The organism is Bartonella rattimassiliensis 15908, from assembly GCF_000278215.1.
Classification (GTDB): Bacteria; Pseudomonadota; Alphaproteobacteria; order Rhizobiales; family Rhizobiaceae; genus Bartonella; species Bartonella rattimassiliensis.
In genome coordinates, this window is sequence record NZ_JH725066.1 from 121,033 (window position 1) to 138,206 (window position 17,174).

Sequence of the window (17,174 nt, forward strand, 5' to 3'; positions counted from 1 at the left end):
ATTGGAGGAGAAGGCTTTTCATGACGAATATAAAACAGTTTAAATATCCTTTATTAAGTAAGCCAGAATTAGCAATATTTACTGCGACAATATTTTGGGGCATTACATTTTTAGTAATTCACATTGCAGTACGTTATAGTGGTCCTCTATTTTTTGTTGGGTTTCGTTTTATTGCTGCATCTCTTATATGTGGTACAATTTTTTGGCGCTCTATAAAAGGTATAACTGTTTATGAAGTTTTTGCTGGAATGACGATTGGTTTAACCATGTTTTTGGGTTATACTTTTCAGGCAGCTGGACTTCAAACAATTATTAGTAGTCAGTCAGCTTTTATCACAGCGCTTTATGTACCGATGGTTCCAATTTTGCAATGGATTGTTTTTAAAAAAACTCCTCGTTTAGCTTGTTGGATTGGTATTGTTTTTGCTTTTATTGGGCTCGTACTTGTTTCAGGACAAAAGCCGGGAAGTTTTGATTTTTCAAAAGGCGAAATTTTGACTTTATTCGGTGCTTTAGCGATAGCTGGAGAAGTCATACTTATCGGAATTTTTGCCAATAAGGTTGATAGTCGGCGTGTGACCATTATCCAGTTATTTTTTAGTGGTTTTTTTTCATTTGCTTGTATGCCTTTGGTGGATGAAAGCATTCCTGAATTTTCGTGGATATGGTTTAGCATTGGTATAGGATTGGCATTCATGAGTGCTGTCATTCAATTGGCTATGAATTGGGCACAAAAGTTTATTTCTCCTACGCGTGCAACACTTATTTACGCAGGTGAACCGGTATGGGCTGGTATCGTTGGACGTTTGGCTGGAGAGCATTTATCTCCCTTAGCTTTATTAGGTGGTTTGCTTATTCTGATTGGAATCATTGTGGCTGAATTACAGCCTTCACAATGGTGTAAAAAAAATAAAGCAATTGAAAAAGTTGTTTAGTTATGCACTCTTTTTATTGTGATTTTATTACATGAGATTTTGGTTTTTAGAGTTTTATTTTTTAAGGATTTTTTTAATCTTAACATGATTAAGAAGGTCTACAAGCTATCCAGCTTTTGGATACCAGATTAGAGCAAGAGTATGTATCTATTTGTATGCCTAACTTCTGAGAAGGCAAGGCAACCTTTATTGGGCCAAAGAACGAAATGGTACAGATAAAAATAAACGCTATAATTTTCAAAACATTCATAGGAATGTTTTTGAATAATGAATTATGCACGTGTCACGCGTTATTCCTTTTGTTCTTGAATCGAGTTATGCTCTTCCTGCAAAATAAAATACCCAAAACAGCCTCCATAATGTTATACATTAACGTGCTTTTTAAAAATGCACATTTTCGCAATGTATTTTATACTCATGTTTGCATGATAATGTATAAAAACCATAGAACATCAGCATTTTTGTTGAAAATATAAAGATTAAAATTCGTATGATTGTTTTCTTTATCAATTCCTAATATTACGCAGCCTTTGGTATTTGAAGGAGTGTATAAGAAGCATTCTTATCCATATACTAGCCTTATTTGTCTATCCCTATTTTTAATGTGTAAGGAAAAAATTTGATTGATTCACTATGAACAAGTTTAAGCTGAGAAATGCTCGCGATATTCAGGATATTCCTTTAAATTGCAAAGCAATTATTATAAATCAATGTATTATCCAATAAATCGAAGAGATTTGATGTTTTTTACTTTTAATGGAAGAAGCAAGGAGTTGTATAAAAAGTACATAAAAACTCCACTTAACAGGGCATATTTTTAAAATTTTAAACATTAAGAAGAAAATTATCTCTATCGAGATCTATTTTATTTTTATATAAGATTACTAAAAAACCAGATTATTGTGTACAAGTTAAGAAAATATCTCTTGCGAACTTTATTGAACATTGAAGTGATGTGGACATTCATCATATTGGATCTGCGTATAAGTCATCAAATAAGATGTGAACAGATTTTTTTAATTTAGCAAACAAAAGCCTCATTTTTTAGGCTATGAGAAAGTTGTGTTTTGAGGAGTTTTGTTGGTTTATATTCTTTCGAAAGGAGCTGAAGCATAATTGATCTTTGCGTTTTGTATTATTCTTTGCTAAATCGCCTTATATGACAATAGATCGTAATTATATTCGTAATTTTTCCATCGTGGCACATATTGATCACGGCAAGTCGACTTTAGCTGATCGTTTAATTCAGATGACAGGGGGACTTGAAACACGTGAGATGAAAGAACAAGTGCTCGATTCCATGGATATTGAGCGTGAACGTGGAATTACTATTAAAGCACAAACAGTACGTTTGCACTATAAAGCAACAGATGGTGAGACTTATATTTTAAATCTTATGGATACACCTGGCCATGTGGATTTTGCTTATGAGGTTTCGCGTTCATTGGCAGCTTGTGAAGGTTCTTTGTTGGTGGTGGATGCAAGCCAAGGTGTAGAGGCGCAGACGTTGGCAAATGTTTATCAAGCTATTGATAATTCTCATGAGTTAGTTGTTGTGCTTAATAAAGTTGATCTTCCAGCAGCAGAACCTGAGCGTGTTAAAGAACAAATTGAAGATGTGATCGGCATTGATACATCGCAAGCAGTGGAAATATCAGCCAAAACAGGTTTGGGGGTTCCTGATGTTTTGGAGGCAATTGTTACACAATTACCCCCTCCACGCACAGGCGATGTTGCAAATCCCTTGAAAGCAATGTTGGTTGATAGCTGGTATGATGCATATCTTGGCGTCATTGTTTTGGTACGGGTGATAGATGGTATTTTAAAAAAAGGCCAAATTATTCGCATGATGGGTACAGGGGCAAAATATCCAGTTGAGCGCGTTGGTGTGTTTACACCTAAAATGGTACAGATAGATGCGTTAGGACCAGGCGAGATCGGTTTTATCACTGCTTCTATCAAAGAGGTATCAGATACACGGGTTGGAGATACGATTACTGAAGAGCGTCGTCCTTGTGAAAATGCTTTACCTGGTTTTAAGCCTGCGCAACCAGTTGTCTTTTGTGGACTATTTCCAATTGATGCTGCCGATTTTGATGATTTGCGTGCAGCTATGGGTAAATTACGCTTAAATGATGCGAGTTTTTCTTTTGAAATGGAAACATCAGCAGCTTTAGGATTTGGGTTTCGTTGTGGTTTTTTAGGGCTTCTTCATCTTGAAATTATTCAAGAGCGGTTAGAGCGTGAGTTTAATTTGGATTTAATTGCAACAGCACCTTCGGTTGTTTATCGCATGAATATGAATGATGGTTGTGTTAAAGAATTGCATAATCCAGCAGATATGCCTGATGTTGTTAAAATTTCCTCCATTGAAGAACCATGGATCCGAGCGACAATCATGACTCCTGATAATTATCTTGGGTCAATTTTAGAATTGTGCCAAGAGCGACGGGGGGTACAGGTTAGTTTATCCTATGTTGGAACGCGTGCTATGGTGACGTATGATTTGCCACTCAATGAAGTCGTTTTTGATTTTTATGATCGCTTAAAATCGATCTCAAAGGGGTATGCTTCTTTTGATTATCAAATGACGGATTACGCAGAAGGGGATTTAGTTAAAATGTCTATTTTGGTGAATGGAGAGCCTATTGATGCATTGTCGATGCTTGTGCACCGCACGATTGCGGAAAAGCGTGGGCGTTTAATGTGCGAAAAACTGAAAGATCTTATTCCCCAGCATATGTTTCAGATTCCAGTTCAAGCTGCTATTGGTGGTAAAGTTATAGCGCGCGAAACAATTCGTGCTTTGCGTAAAGATGTAACAGCCAAATGTTATGGAGGCGATGTAACACGTAAACGAAAACTTTTGGAAAAGCAAAAAGAAGGTAAAAAACGAATGCGCCAATTTGGAAAGGTAGAAATTCCTCAATCGGCTTTTATTCAAGCGCTTAAAATGAATAAATAATAAAAAAAGGAGTGTTTTTCTCCATTAATTGTGCTTTTATTTCTTATGTCCTTTAATAGGATCCATGTATTTCATGCAAAATAGAAAGTCCTAAAAAATAGATTTTGTGTTGCGCATTTGCGTGCTTTTTTAAGAGCTGTGTCTCAAAGCTCGTCACATTCGTTGCAAGACGGCATCCGTAAAGGGTATAACAATAAAGCTTTCCATAGATAATATAAAAATTCATGAAGAAGATAAAATTTATAGAAACTACTATCTTTATGCTGAATAAAAGAGTAAACTAACGCATTATATTTGCTAGCTCTTGGAGATTGCTACCGTCTTTTTATATTTTTCTTGTCGTGTTTCCACCCCTACTTCGTTTATGGTATATAGGAAAGGATAGTGATTGATTCAATATGAAGGTATATCACATAAGAGAATCTTTTTATTAGAGCGTATTATTTAAGTTAAAGACAAAAATTATCATTATAAATTAATATATTATTTAATCACGTAAAAGGTCATTAATGGATGTTTTCTCTCGTGTTTTTTGATCAACGCGTTTTACTATAACAGCACAATAAAGGCTTGGACCTACTTTACCATTTGGTAATGGTTTTCCAGGGAAAGAACCTGGCACAACCACTGAATAAGCTGGCACTTCACCGATAAAGATTTCACCTGTTGTACGATCAATAATTTTTGTAGATTTTCCAATAAAGACTCCCATTCCTAAAACAGCGCCTTCACGAATAATACAGCCTTCAACAATTTCAGAGCGTGCACCGATAAAGCAATGATCCTCAATAATTGTTGGATTTGCTTGCAGGGGTTCCAAAACACCTCCAATACCAACTCCCCCAGAAAGATGAACATGTTTACCAATTTGTGCACAAGAACCAACGGTGGTCCATGTATCAATCATTGTTCCTTCATCGATAAATGCACCGAGATTTACAAAGGATGGCATCAATACAACATGAGGCGCAATATAGGCAGAATGGCGCACAATGGCTCCAGGAACCGAACGGAAATTAGCACTTTTAAAATTCGCCTCTTGCCAACCAGAGAATTTTGAAGAAACTTTATCCCACCAATACGTTCCATTTACACCACCAGCAATAATTTGCATAGGGTTAAGCCGAAAAGAGAGTAAAACAGCTTTTTTCAACCATTGATGAACATGCCATTGCCCATTTTTTTGTCGTTCTGCGACACGAATTTCACCTTTATCAAGAAGATTCAATGTGTATTCGACACTCTCACGGATTTCGCCTTTTGTAGTAGTATCAAGAGAATCGCGTTCATTAAATGCTTTTTCAATAATGATTTCAAGTTGTGTGAGATTGGTCATGAACATAGTTCCATTAAACAAGTTGAAAGCTTCAAGGTTTACTCTCTAATGATCTACGCGAAGAAATGTTTTCAGTCAATAAAACGATGAGGAGAGGACAGGCGCATGAAAAAAAGCTGTAAAGAAAAAAGAAAAGGGAAGCAAGAAAACTGGATACCACTTCTTCGTAAGAAGGATGCTCTACAGCAAATACATAAAGTCTCTGCACAAATGCGTTCATCTACTTATCGTTTAGCATATATCGATCAAGAGTTTATGATGCGTCCAGAGCTGCGTTCACAACGTCTTGGTCTTGAATTTTTAAAGCCGGAAATGACACTTAAAGAATATAATATTCAATCAACAGTTGTTTTGTTTGGTGGTGCACGTATTCCGGAACCTGGGCAAGCAGCGTGGGCTGCAAAAAATGAAACACAAAAGAAAAATTTGCGTGCTATGTCACATTATTATGATGAAGCAAGAGAATTTGCGCGTTTGTGTTCACTTTATTCTGCTACGATGGAATATCGAGAATTTGTAGTTGTTACAGGGGGTGGGCCAGGGATCATGGAGGCCGGAAATCGTGGTGCTTGTGATGTTGGAGCTCCAACGATTGGCTTGAATATTATTTTACCGCATGAGCAAGAGCCTAATTCGTATGTGTCGCCGCATTTGTGTTTTAATTTTCACTATTTGGGGATGCGAAAAATGCATTTTTTATTACGAGCGAAAGCATTAGCCATTTTTCCTGGAGGATTTGGGACGTTGGATGAACTGTTTGAGACATTAACTTTAGTCCAGACAGGGCGCATGCAACAGGTACCAATTTTATTATTTGGCAGAGAATTTTGGAGTAATACTATCAATTTTGAGTATCTGTCTGCACAAGGTACAATCTCTCCTACTGATGTTAATTTTATGAAATTTGTTAATACAGCAGCAGAAGCTTTTGAAGAAATTCGTTCTTTTTATAAGCTACCTTAACGGCTTTTAAGACGTTAAATCTTAAAGGACAATTAATACTCGACTTTGGTTAAATAAAGTCCTGAAGGGGGAGCAACAACACCACAACGTTTACGATCTTTAGCATGAAGAGCTGCTTCAAGATCTTGAGTTGTCCAACGTCCAGTTCCCACTTCCATGAGGCTTCCTGCGAATGAACGGATTTGATGATGAAGAAAAGAACGCGCTTGCGCATAAAGGAAGATTTCCTCTCCTTCTCTTCGAACATCGAGGCGTTCAAGAGTACGAATCGGGCTTTTGGCTTGGCAATGTGCTGAGCGAAAAGTTGTAAAATCATGTTTTCCGACAAGCTTTTGTGCAGCTTCATGCATGGCTTCAGCATTAAGAGGCTTTGGTATCCACCATACGTGTTTAGCACTTAGAGTTGGTGGAGAGCGGCGATTAAGAATTTTAAAAAGATAATAGCGCTTTACAGCGGAAAATCGTGCATCAAAGTCATCAGGGACATTTTGTACGTTTAAGATTGAAATCGCTTCTCCCTGTTTACGTAAAAGAGCATTAAGCGCATCACGTACAGTATGGAGGTGCCAATTTTTTTCAAAATCAACATGGGCCACTTGTCCCGTAGCATGCACCCCTGCATCCGTTCGTCCTGCTGTTGTTATAGTCAATTGTTGTCCACTAAAGGCAAAGATAACTTGTTCAAGAGTTCCTTGTATGGTCGGAAGTTTTTCTTGGCGCTGCCAACCAGCATAATTTGATCCATCATATTCAAGAGTGATTTTAAAACGTGGCATCTTAAAAAACAGCAGAAATATGAGCGCCTCGCAAAAATATCGCGCTCTCAAGAATTTTACCACCAGATCTTTGGAGAGAGGTTATTTCTATTCGCCCTTGTCCGCAATGAATAATCAAAGAATCTGGTTCTGTTCGCCCAATTTCAAGAGAAGGCCCTGTTACTAAGCGACTATCAAGAATTTTTACACGTTCTTCTCGTCCACCGATATTCATTTTGCACCAGCAACCAGGAGAGGGAGAAAGCGCACGGATATGCCTATGAATAAACTCTGCAGGTTTTGTCCAATCAATGCGAGTCTCTTCCTTTTTAATTTTTTCGGCATAAGTTATGCCTTCCTCTGATTGTGGGCTCAGCTTAAGTTGGCCTTTTTCAAGAGTTGAAAGAGTTTCTATCATAAGTTTTGCGGCTATATGTGAAAGTTTATTTGAGAGTTCAGTAGCGGTGGTGTTATCAGCAATGGGAATGGAGCGAGAAAGAGCGATAGGTCCCGTATCAAGTCCCTCATCCATTTTCATGATCATTATCCCTGTTTCCTTGTCACCAGCCATAATTGCTCTCTGAATAGGCGCAGCACCGCGCCAACGTGGTAAGAGTGACGCGTGGGCATTAAAACAACCAAAACGCGGTGTTTCGAGAACAGCTTTGGGTAACAGGAGTCCATAAGCTACGACAATTGCAGCATCAACAGAAAGCGCGGCAAATTTCTCTTGCTGTTCAGCTGTTTTGAGTGTTTGAGGGGTAAAAATAGGAATAGACTTTTCTTTTGCTGCGTTATGAACAGCTGATGGAATGAGTTTAAGCCCCCGACGTCCTGCTGGACGAGGTGGTTGACTATAAACAGCGACAACATCATGACCAGCATCCAATAAAGCATGTAAAATGGGAACAGAAAAATCTGGTGTTCCCATAAAACTTAATCGTAATGCCATTACAAAATTGCTTCCTGTGTGTTTTTATTTTTTGCGCGTTTTTTAAATTTTCGTATCACTATATCGCGTTTGATTTTTGAAAGGTAATCAATAAAAAGGTGCCCATTTAAATGATCAATTTCATGCTGTAAGCAAGTTGCTAAGAGATCATCTGCTTCAATTTCTGTGTGTTTTCCTTCGCGATCCTGATAGCGAATACAAAGGCGTTTTGGACGTTCTACTTCTGCAAAATAGTCAGGAATAGAAAGACAACCTTCTTGGTAAATATTACGCTCATCTGAAAGCCATAAAATTTCAGGGTTGATAATAACAAGCGGTTTTTTCTGATTATCTTCAGAATTCCCAGAGACATCCATAACTAACATACGAAGTGGTATACCAATCTGAATAGCAGCCAAACCAACACCTTTAGCATTATACATAGTCCTCAACATGTCATCCGCAAGCTCTTTGAGAGCTGAATCAAACTGTTCAACGGGTTTGGACACTTCTCGTAAAATCGGATCAGGTAAAGTAACTAAAGATCTTACTGGCATAATTAAAGAGATTAAACAATGGTTTTTTATTGGTCAATATTGAATAACAGATTATTGCATTTTTTTATGATAAGAGCGTTATATTACTATTTATGTTTGATTCGTTTTTTTCTATACTTGCAGATGAGTTTTTTTCTAAATTAATGATTTTACTTTTATCGATACTTATCTGTTTAGTATTTTTTATGCAGATACAATCTCATCGAAAAAAAACATTTTTAGAAAATGAAACTGCTGAACGTGCGCGTGAGGCGCAAATGCAGTTGGCTAATTTGCTGAAGGCACAAGCTGAAATGCAAGGGCGAATGCAAACGATGGCGGAAATTTTTGGTCAACGGCAGGCTGAATTGAATAAATCACTCAGTGAGCAGCTCAATGGAATGACAACAAGCTTAGGTCAAACACTTCAGGTACAAACTAAATCCACTTATGAAAATTTGAATCGTTTGCAAGAGCGTTTAGCCGTAATTGATGCGGCACAGAATAATATTCAATCGCTTACTGGACAGGTTGTTCAATTGCAATCCATTTTAAGCAATAAGCAGACACGTGGTACCTTTGGTCAGGGGCGGATGGAAGCAATTATTGCTGATGCTTTACCAGTAAATTCCTATGCTTTTCAGGCGGTTCTCTCTAATGGAAAGCGCCCAGATTGTCTTATTCATATGCCCAATAAAGCACCTTCTCTTGTTGTTGATGCTAAATTTCCTCTGGAGTCTTGGAATGCAATGCGTAAAGCAGCATCAGCGCAAGAGCGTCAAGAAGCAGAACGCCAATTTCGTACTAATATGGAAGTCCATATCCGTGATATTGCGCAAAAATATTTGATTCCTGGAGAAACCCATGACACCGCTTTTCTTTTTGTGCCATCGGAATCAATTTTTGCAACAATTTATGAGGATTTTGAGCCATTGGTCCAAAAAGCTAATAGAGCTCATGTAATAATTGTTTCGCCGTCTTTGTTGATGTTATCTGTCCAAGTTGTACAAACTATTATGAAAGATGCACGGATGCGTGAACAAGCGCATTTAATTCAATCAGAAGTAGCAAAATTGATGGAAGATTTTGGACGAATGGATATGCGTGTTCGTGCGTTACAGAAGCACTTTTACAAAGCAGGTGAAGATATAGAGGGAATTTTAATATCGTCTTCCAAAATTATGAAACGGGCAAATCGTATTGAAACTTTCGAATTAAAGGAAAATTATTCTAAACCAACAAAAATGACAACATCTGCTTCGTTGCAAACATTGCATTTGGTTGATGAAGAATGAAATAAAACAAGCTTTTTAAATGTCATAAGTTAGATCATGCTCTTTATTGATTGGTAATAATTTTTTAGTATTTCTATCTTGTTTTATTTCTTATAATGAGAGGAATAGAGAATATGCGACACCTTTTGTTTTTAGGGGCATTGGTGTTTCTGCTGGGGGGGTGTGTAACAACTACTCCCATCCACACAAACAATGCTTGCGCTATTTTAGCGCAAAAAAATGGTTTTTTTGATAATTGGGGAAAGGCGGCTCAAAGAGCAGAAATGCGCTATGGGATTCCTATGCCTATTATTCTCGCAACCATTAATATGGAATCGAGCTTTCGTCACAATGCACGTCCTCCACGCAAAAAATTACTTGGTTTTATTCCATGGAAGCGTCGATCGACAGCCTATGGTTATTCTCAAGCGCTTGACAGCACATGGGCAATGTATGTTCGCTCCACAGGAAGGTCTTTTGCATGGCGTACGAATTTTGCAGATTCTGCTGATTTTGTTGCTTGGTACCATCGCCAAAGTGTTCAACGCAATGGTGTAAGGTTTGATGATGCATATAGTCTTTATTTAAATTATCATATGGGACATGGTGCTTATGCGCGTAATGGTGGGCATGTCACTGCTACGCTTTCACAAGCAGCGCAGCGTATGGCGAGGATATCAAAGCTATATGAACAGCAATTAAAGAGATGTGGATGGCGTTAGCGAAGATTCTCAAAATCTCAATCAGAGAATTGATGGGGTAAGGTTATTTAAGAGAAAAATTTCTTATTGTGTGATAAGATAGTGTTGCTTTTCCGATTATCCAGTGACATAAATTGTTATTGAATAGAATAAACTTAAGCGATAGAAAGTTTTTGCAATACAAATACATTTAAGCGCATTCTCGATATTTTTAACTCCTTTGTTCATAGAATTTACAATGAATCAAAGAATTTATAATGGAAATGGTCTTCCGGTGAGCGTTGGCATTTAGCACTGGACTAAATATCAGTGATTGTTAAAGAAAAACTTTTAAAGATAATCTCTTTTTTATTTTCATTATGCATATTATTGGCTGATTATTATATAAATATTCTTCTTATGAAGCGTAGAAAGTAATGACAAAACAAATGCAATTCTAGCATCATAAAAAGGTAAAAAGTTCAATATAAAAAACGAAAAATGCATTAAACTAAAGAGCATCGTTTCACAAAAACTTTGCTTTATATAAAGGGATGGTTATATCCTTCCAAAAGATTCATAATATTTAATATTGTATAGAATGGAGCATGTTTATCCATTTTGTCTGTTCATCTTACGTGAAAAAAGTTATCTTAAAAAGCTATCTTATTATGTTGTAAAACACTATCGTTTATAGGATGGTAAGATACTATACAACTTTGCATTTAAGAATATTCAGAGCGGGATTTTTCTGTAACACTTATGAATTAACAAGCCAATCTCCAATGTTGTGATAGCTTTTATATTTAAGGCTATTTATGAGAAACATTTTTATTCTTTTCTTAAACAGTTCTTTGCTTCCTATCATTGATTTATAATGATAATGTATCGCTATTCATATCGAATTAAGAGTTTCGTATACTTAGGATTTTATCATTTTAAACCTCTTGATGTTGAAGAAAGGAAACTATTGGTTTGTACATAATACGCACGATTAGTATGTGGATAAAATACAGAAAGAAAGGAATCAAAATGCCTCTTATGAACATTCTCAAATGTAAGAATTTTTGCAATATTGGGATCTGACAAATATAATGAGTGTTCCGCTTGGCTCCTACATCTCAATTTTGCTTTTGACGCATGAAAAAACAAATTTTATTGATTCAAGAGATAAGGGCTTATGATGAGAGAAACTCACTTTGTTTGGAGTTATGATTTAATGTATAAATAATTTATTATGACAAGTCAGTCTGTGATTTAGTGGTTAACATTTCTCAGTATTTAGCAGGTGAATGCCACTTAAGGAGGAATTTTTTAATTGGTAGGATATCTGATAAGGCTAAAAACACTCCTAAAAATCTTGATTCACAGCAATTAAGAAATATATCTTAAATATTCTATTTTTGAACCTTTGTTTAATTACTTCATGCCTTTTAATAAAGGTATCGATAATCGACAGATTATGATTTTATGGAAATATTGAAATATTATTATGAAAGGGGGCAAATTTTGTCCTTTAAAACAAGGTATAAGTTAAATAATTCACTTTTTATTTTTGTACAAAACATAAAAAATATTGCCGTTCATTGCTAGACAATAAAATTTTACAATCCAACAAATGCTGAAGAATATATTATGATAGCATTACGATGCCAGAAGAGCGTTACTATTGAAATGATAATTACAGAGCACATAAATTTTTTCAATTGATACAAACGTTCTCTGTTAAATTGATTCTTTTGCTAGAAGAATTGGTCCTTTTTTAAGAGACATATCTTAAAACCTATCACCCCCATTTTACAATAGCACCTGTAAAGGATAGTATAATGATAAAAATTGCATGAATAAGATAAAATTTGTAGAGTACCCCCGTATTTACGCTTTAATAGAGCAAGCCAGCGCTCACATACACACTTTGCTAGCTTTTAGTTGAACAGCCTTTAGCATTTGAGAACGTTCGTAAGAGGTATTTTTATTCCTGTTTTGTCATGTTTAGATCCCTCACGCCTAGCTTCGCTTGTGACGTGTAAGAAAATAAATTTAATTGTATCAATATGAAACAGGTTTTGAATAAGAGAATCTTACAAGATTCAGAATTTTCAATTTAACATGCAAAACGATGAATAATCGTTATAAAATAATCCATTGCCTTTTGGTGGAGCTAAGCGGGATTGAACCGCTGACCTCTTGCATGCCATGCAAGCGCTCTCCCAGCTGAGCTATAGCCCCTATAAAAACAAATTTTTCCAAAAGTACAGTATATAATTTCAACTTTTTTAAAGTGAGAAAAGTGGAAGATCAAGAAGAATTTGCATTCAATAGGCAAGATACCCTCTTTTATTTCTCTTAAGCATCGTCATCATTAGAAACACCACCTCCCAGAATATCAGTAACGTCATCATCTTCATCTTCATCCTCATGAGCTAAAAATGTATCATCATCATCACCGAGATCTACATCACTATCTTCCAAATCAGGAAGATCGTCATCTTTAGAATCCTCATCATCCTCTTCAAGAAGCATAAAGGCTGACTTTTCAAGTGCTGTATCAAGCTCTTCAGTATCAACTTCTTCTTCATTGTTTGCTTCAGCTGCCGCAACTTCAAAATAAGAACGCGGATAAGAAATTCCTGTATAGGGCGATATAATAGGATCGCGATTTAGATCGTAAAATTTTTTTCCTGTTTCTGGATCAACACGTTTAGTTCCAAGTTCTTGTTTTGCCATAAACCGTGCCTCTTTGATTAACTATTATTCCATTAGAAGATAAATCTCATAGTGCTTAATCGAAAAATAATGTCTTTGTCAAAGATAAATATACTATTCTACAGTGATTTTCTCATGACGTCCTTTAAAGCATATGCTAAAGGATACATAATTTCATAAAAATTAGAGAGAATTAATATAGAATTTTCATGAAAAAAGCAATTCCTATAACCGCCTATAAATCGAGTAATCTTTCTGGAAAAATTCGAATACCAGGAGATAAATCAATTTCGCATCGCTCTCTTATATTGGGGGGATTAGCAAGTGGTAAGACATATATCTATGGATTACTTGAAAGCGCTGATGTACTCAATACAGCTGCTGCTATGCAAGCTATGGGTGCTTGTATTATTAAGAAAGATAATTTCTGGATCATACGAGGAACAGGGAATGGTTGCCTCTTAGCCGCGCAAGAACCATTAGACTTTGGAAACGCTGGAACAGGTGCTCGTTTAGTTATGGGAATGGTTGGTCCCTATCATATGAAAACAACCTTTATTGGTGATATTTCTCTCTCTAAACGTCCAATGGGACGTATTCTCGATCCACTGCGTCTCATGGGGGTCGAAATTGAGGCCACACAAGGTGATCACCTTCCTTTAACGCTTTATGGTCCGAAAATGGCTAATCCGATTCGCTATCGTGTTCCAATAGCTTCCGCCCAAATTAAATCAGCCGTCCTGCTCGCAGGGCTCAATACTGCGGGCATTACAACTGTTATTGAGCCGGTTTTGACGCGAGATCATACGGAAAAAATGTTAAAAGCATTTGGTGCTAAACTTGAAATAGAAAGAGATAAAGAAGGTGCACGTTTGATTCATCTTCATGGTCATCCTCATCTTACTGGACAAACGATTCATATTCCGGGTGATCCTTCTTCTGCTGCTTTTCTCATTATTGCAGCCCTTCTTGTAGAAGATTCTGATATTACTATTGAAAATGTTTTGATAAATAATTCTCGAATAGGACTTATTGAAACATTGTGGGAAATGGGGGCTCACATTGAGTTTTTGAATCAGCGCCAAACAGGTGGAGAGGATGTTGCCGATCTACGGATAAAATCATCGATCCTTAAAGGTATTATTGTGCCTAAAGAACGTGTACCATCGATGATTGATGAATATCCTGCTTTGGCAATAGCAGCAGCCTTTGCCGAAGGCAAAACAGTTATGCTAGGAATTGAAGAATTGCGTGTTAAAGAATCAGATCGACTATCTGCTGTTGCTCAAGGATTAAAAATTAATTGCGTAGACTGTGAAGAGGGTCAAGATTTTCTTATTGTTTATGGGAAAGGTTCCGCCAAAGATTTGGGTGGTGGAGAGGTTACCACATATCTTGATCATAGAATTGCTATGTGCTTTCTCATCTTTGGGCTTGTATCAGAAAAACCTGTTACCATTGATGATCAACGAATGATCGCTACGAGCTTTCCGGAATTTATTCCTTTTATACAACGACTTGGGGGAAAGATCGCTTGAAGCCTTTTGTTATTGCCATTGATGGACCAGCAGCTTCAGGCAAAGGAACCTTAGCACGCAAAATTGCTGCACATTATCATCTTCATCATCTTGATACAGGGCTTACTTATCGTGGTGTTGCTCATGCGCTTTTACAACAAAGTTTAGCTCTTACTGATGAAAATAATGCTCTTATTTATGCTAAAGAGCTTGATTTTAATAGCTTAAATCCAGCGCTTCTCTCTTCTCATGAACTTGGTGAAGCGGCTTCAAAAATAGCACTTAACCCTGCAGTGCGCAAAATTCTTATCGACAAACAGCGAAATTTTGCTAAAACCTTACCTGGAAGTGTGCTTGATGGGCGGGATATTGGCACGATCGTTTGCCCTGATGCCGATATCAAGTTTTATGTTCTCGCCGATGTTCAAACGCGCGCCAGACGTCGTTATCAGGAGATTTTGAAAAAAGGTGTTCAGGTAAATTATCATGAAATCCTCGCTCAATTGGAACAGCGAGACAGTCGTGATATAAAGCGCAAAAAAAGCCCACTAAAACCAGCAAAAAACGCCCACTTGCTTGATACGTCAGAATTGAGTATAGAAGCAACATTTGCGATTGCATGTACCTTTATTGATCCGATCATATAAAGTGCATATAATTGGATAAATTCGTCAAGGTGACTTCCGGCCTAAGCGCTAATTTTTTTCCTGTATTCAAGGAAAAAGGCAGGGAGTTGCTTATATTAACACTAACCTAGCGCTTGTACCTTATGATGAAGGTATATATTTAGGAGTTCTTATGTCACAATATAATCCCACAACAGCGGATTTTGAAGCCCTTTTAACAGAATCTTTTCAAACCAACGATCTAAATGAAGGATCTGTCGTTAAAGGTCGTGTTATTGCAATCGAAAAAGACATGGCCATTATTGATGCTGGACTTAAAGTTGAAGGACGTATTCCTCTCAAAGAATTTGGAGCTAAAGCAAAAGGTGGTTCTTTGCAAGTTGGTGATGAAGTTGAAGTTTACATTGAACGCATTGAAAATGCAATGGGTGAAGCTGTTTTATCGCGTGAAAAAGCACGGCGCGAAGAAAGTTGGGTCCGTTTGGAGGAAAAATTCAATTCTGGTGCTCGCGTTGATGGTGTTATTTTTAGCCAAGTAAAAGGTGGTTTTACAGTTGATCTTGATGGGGCTGTTGCTTTTTTGCCTCGCAGCCAAGTTGATATTCGTCCCATTCGTGATGTGACACCTCTCATGCATAATTCCCAGTCTTTTGAAATTTTGAAGATGGATCGTCGTCGTGGCAATATTGTGGTTTCACGTCGCACTGTCTTAGAAGAAAGTCGCGCTGAACAACGTTCAGAAATTGTACAAAATCTTGAAGAAAACCAAATCGTTGAAGGTGTGGTGAAAAATATCACAGATTATGGTGCCTTTGTTGATCTTGGTGGGATTGATGGTCTTTTACACGTTACAGATATGGCGTGGCGTCGTGTTAACCACCCATCTGAAGTTCTCACCATTGGTCAAACGATTAAAGTTCAGATTATTCGCATCAATCAAGATACGCACCGTATTTCTCTTGGAATGAAACAGCTTGAAAGTGATCCTTGGGAAAGCATCTGTGTCCGATACCCTATCGGTAAAAAAATTACGGGTGCTGTTACCAATATTACGGATTACGGTGGTTTTGTTGAAATTGAACCAGGAATAGAAGGGTTGATCCATGTTTCTGAAATGAGTTGGACAAAGAAAAATGTTCATCCGGGAAAAATTCTGTCTACGTCACAAGAAGTAGAAGTGGTTGTTCTTGAAATTGATCCTTCCAAACGTCGTATTTCTCTTGGCTTAAAGCAAACATTTGAAAATCCGTGGGAAGCTTTTGCCAATAAATTTCCTGTCAATTCGCAAATTGAAGGAGAGGTTAAAAATAAAACGGAATTTGGTCTCTTTATTGGGCTTGAAGGCGATGTTGATGGTATGGTTCATCTGTCTGATCTTGATTGGAATCGTCCTGGTGAGCAAGTCATTGATACTTACAATAAAGGCGATATCGTTAAAGCTGTTGTCCTTGATGTGGACATTGAAAAAGAGCGTATTTCTCTCGGAATTAAGCAACTTTCCAGCGATAAAGTTGGAGAAGCAGCCGCTTCTGGCGAATTACGAAAAGGTGCTGTTGTAACATGTGAAGTTACTGCTGTGAACGACAATGATATTGAGGTAAAATTAGTTGATCACAATCTTGCGACAACCATTCGACGCGTTGACTTAGCACGTGATCGTGATGAACAGCGTCCTGAGCGTTTTGCAATTGGGCAAAAAGTTGATGCTCGCATCACAGCATTTGATAAAAAAACACGTAAAATTTCAGTATCGATTAAAGCTTTAGAAATTGCAGAAGAAAAAGAAGCTGTTGCACAATATGGCTCTACAGACTCAGGTGCTTCTCTTGGTGATATTCTTGGTGCTGCTTTGAAAAAACAAGGACAAGATTAATCATCAATTATTAAAATTGATATTGTCATTAAGGCCACTCCTAAAATGAGTGGCTTTTTTTAAAGAAATTATCTGCT

The 17,174-nt window shown here is 37.1% G+C and carries 12 protein-coding genes, 1 tRNA gene and 1 pseudogene; 8 read left to right on the top strand and 6 right to left on the bottom strand.

The genetic code is table 11. From position 1 onward, the window contains the following. The first annotated feature begins 20 nt into the window (after positions 1 to 20). Both MCY_RS05190 and lepA read left to right on the top strand, forming a co-directional pair. Positions 21 to 935, top strand: a complete 915-nt coding sequence (locus MCY_RS05190) for a DMT family transporter (protein ID WP_007347325.1) — start codon at positions 21 to 23, stop codon at positions 933 to 935. A 1,159-nt stretch (positions 936 to 2,094) separates the two neighbouring features. Further along, positions 2,095 to 3,900: a translation elongation factor 4 gene (lepA, locus tag MCY_RS05195; RefSeq protein ID WP_007347326.1), complete on the top strand. Its 1,806-nt coding sequence runs from the start codon at positions 2,095 to 2,097 to the stop codon at positions 3,898 to 3,900. Between the two features lie 487 nt (positions 3,901 to 4,387). Here the strand turns inward: lepA and dapD are convergent, their stop codons facing one another. Beyond that, positions 4,388 to 5,236, bottom strand: coding sequence for a 2,3,4,5-tetrahydropyridine-2,6-dicarboxylate N-succinyltransferase (gene dapD, locus MCY_RS05200; protein WP_007347327.1), 849 nt, complete (start codon positions 5,234 to 5,236; stop codon positions 4,388 to 4,390). Between the two features lie 105 nt (positions 5,237 to 5,341). On the opposite strand from dapD, the gene MCY_RS05205 reads away from it, so the two are divergent. Beyond that, the gene (locus MCY_RS05205; protein ID WP_007347328.1) at positions 5,342 to 6,199 is read left to right on the top strand and encodes an LOG family protein; all 858 of its coding nucleotides are present in this window, start codon (positions 5,342 to 5,344) and stop codon (positions 6,197 to 6,199) included. 32 nt (positions 6,200 to 6,231) lie between these two features. Here MCY_RS05205 and truA read toward each other — a convergent pair whose 3' ends face one another. The 3 genes from truA to def are packed head-to-tail and all read right to left on the bottom strand — an operon-like array spanning position 6,232 to position 8,442. Further along, a complete protein-coding gene (gene truA / locus MCY_RS05210; RefSeq protein WP_007347329.1) occupies positions 6,232 to 6,975 on the bottom strand; it encodes a tRNA pseudouridine(38-40) synthase TruA in 744 nt (247 codons plus the stop codon). A gap of 1 nt (position 6,976) precedes the next feature. Beyond that, entirely contained in the window at positions 6,977 to 7,906 is a 930-nt protein-coding gene (fmt, locus tag MCY_RS05215; protein ID WP_007347330.1) for a methionyl-tRNA formyltransferase, read from the bottom strand. Beyond that, the gene (gene def, locus MCY_RS05220) at positions 7,906 to 8,442 is read right to left on the bottom strand and encodes a peptide deformylase (protein WP_007347331.1); all 537 of its coding nucleotides are present in this window, start codon (positions 8,440 to 8,442) and stop codon (positions 7,906 to 7,908) included. The genes fmt and def overlap by 1 nt, the downstream gene beginning before the upstream one ends. Before the next feature lie 92 nt (positions 8,443 to 8,534). On the opposite strand from def, the gene MCY_RS05225 reads away from it, so the two are divergent. Both MCY_RS05225 and MCY_RS05230 read left to right on the top strand, forming a co-directional pair. Beyond that, complete coding sequence (locus MCY_RS05225) at positions 8,535 to 9,716, top strand: DNA recombination protein RmuC (RefSeq protein ID WP_007347332.1); 1,182 nt, start codon at positions 8,535 to 8,537, stop codon at positions 9,714 to 9,716. A gap of 113 nt (positions 9,717 to 9,829) precedes the next feature. Beyond that, positions 9,830 to 10,417: a transglycosylase SLT domain-containing protein gene (locus MCY_RS05230; RefSeq protein WP_007347333.1), complete on the top strand. Its 588-nt coding sequence runs from the start codon at positions 9,830 to 9,832 to the stop codon at positions 10,415 to 10,417. 2,111 nt (positions 10,418 to 12,528) lie between these two features. Here the strand turns inward: MCY_RS05230 and MCY_RS05235 are convergent. Both MCY_RS05235 and MCY_RS05240 read right to left on the bottom strand, forming a co-directional pair. After that, positions 12,529 to 12,604, bottom strand: a tRNA-Ala gene (locus tag MCY_RS05235). Positions 12,605 to 12,721: 117 nt separating this feature from the next. Next, positions 12,722 to 13,102, bottom strand: a complete 381-nt coding sequence (locus tag MCY_RS05240; protein ID WP_007347334.1) for a TIGR02300 family protein — start codon at positions 13,100 to 13,102, stop codon at positions 12,722 to 12,724. 188 nt (positions 13,103 to 13,290) lie between these two features. Between MCY_RS05240 and aroA the strand changes: the two genes are divergently transcribed. The 3 genes and pseudogenes from aroA to rpsA all read left to right on the top strand — a co-directional run bounded on the left by aroA (position 13,291) and on the right by rpsA (position 17,097). Beyond that, on the top strand, positions 13,291 to 14,619 hold the full coding sequence (gene aroA, locus MCY_RS05245) for a 3-phosphoshikimate 1-carboxyvinyltransferase (RefSeq protein WP_007347335.1): 1,329 nt from the start codon (positions 13,291 to 13,293) through the stop codon (positions 14,617 to 14,619). Beyond that, positions 14,616 to 15,264 (top strand): annotated as a pseudogene (gene cmk / locus MCY_RS05250) ((d)CMP kinase). The gene aroA and the pseudogene cmk overlap by 4 nt, the downstream one beginning before the upstream one ends. Positions 15,265 to 15,396: 132 nt before the next feature. Beyond that, positions 15,397 to 17,097, top strand: coding sequence for a 30S ribosomal protein S1 (gene rpsA, locus MCY_RS05255; RefSeq protein WP_007347337.1), 1,701 nt, complete (start codon positions 15,397 to 15,399; stop codon positions 17,095 to 17,097). The last annotated feature ends 77 nt before the right edge of the window (positions 17,098 to 17,174 follow it).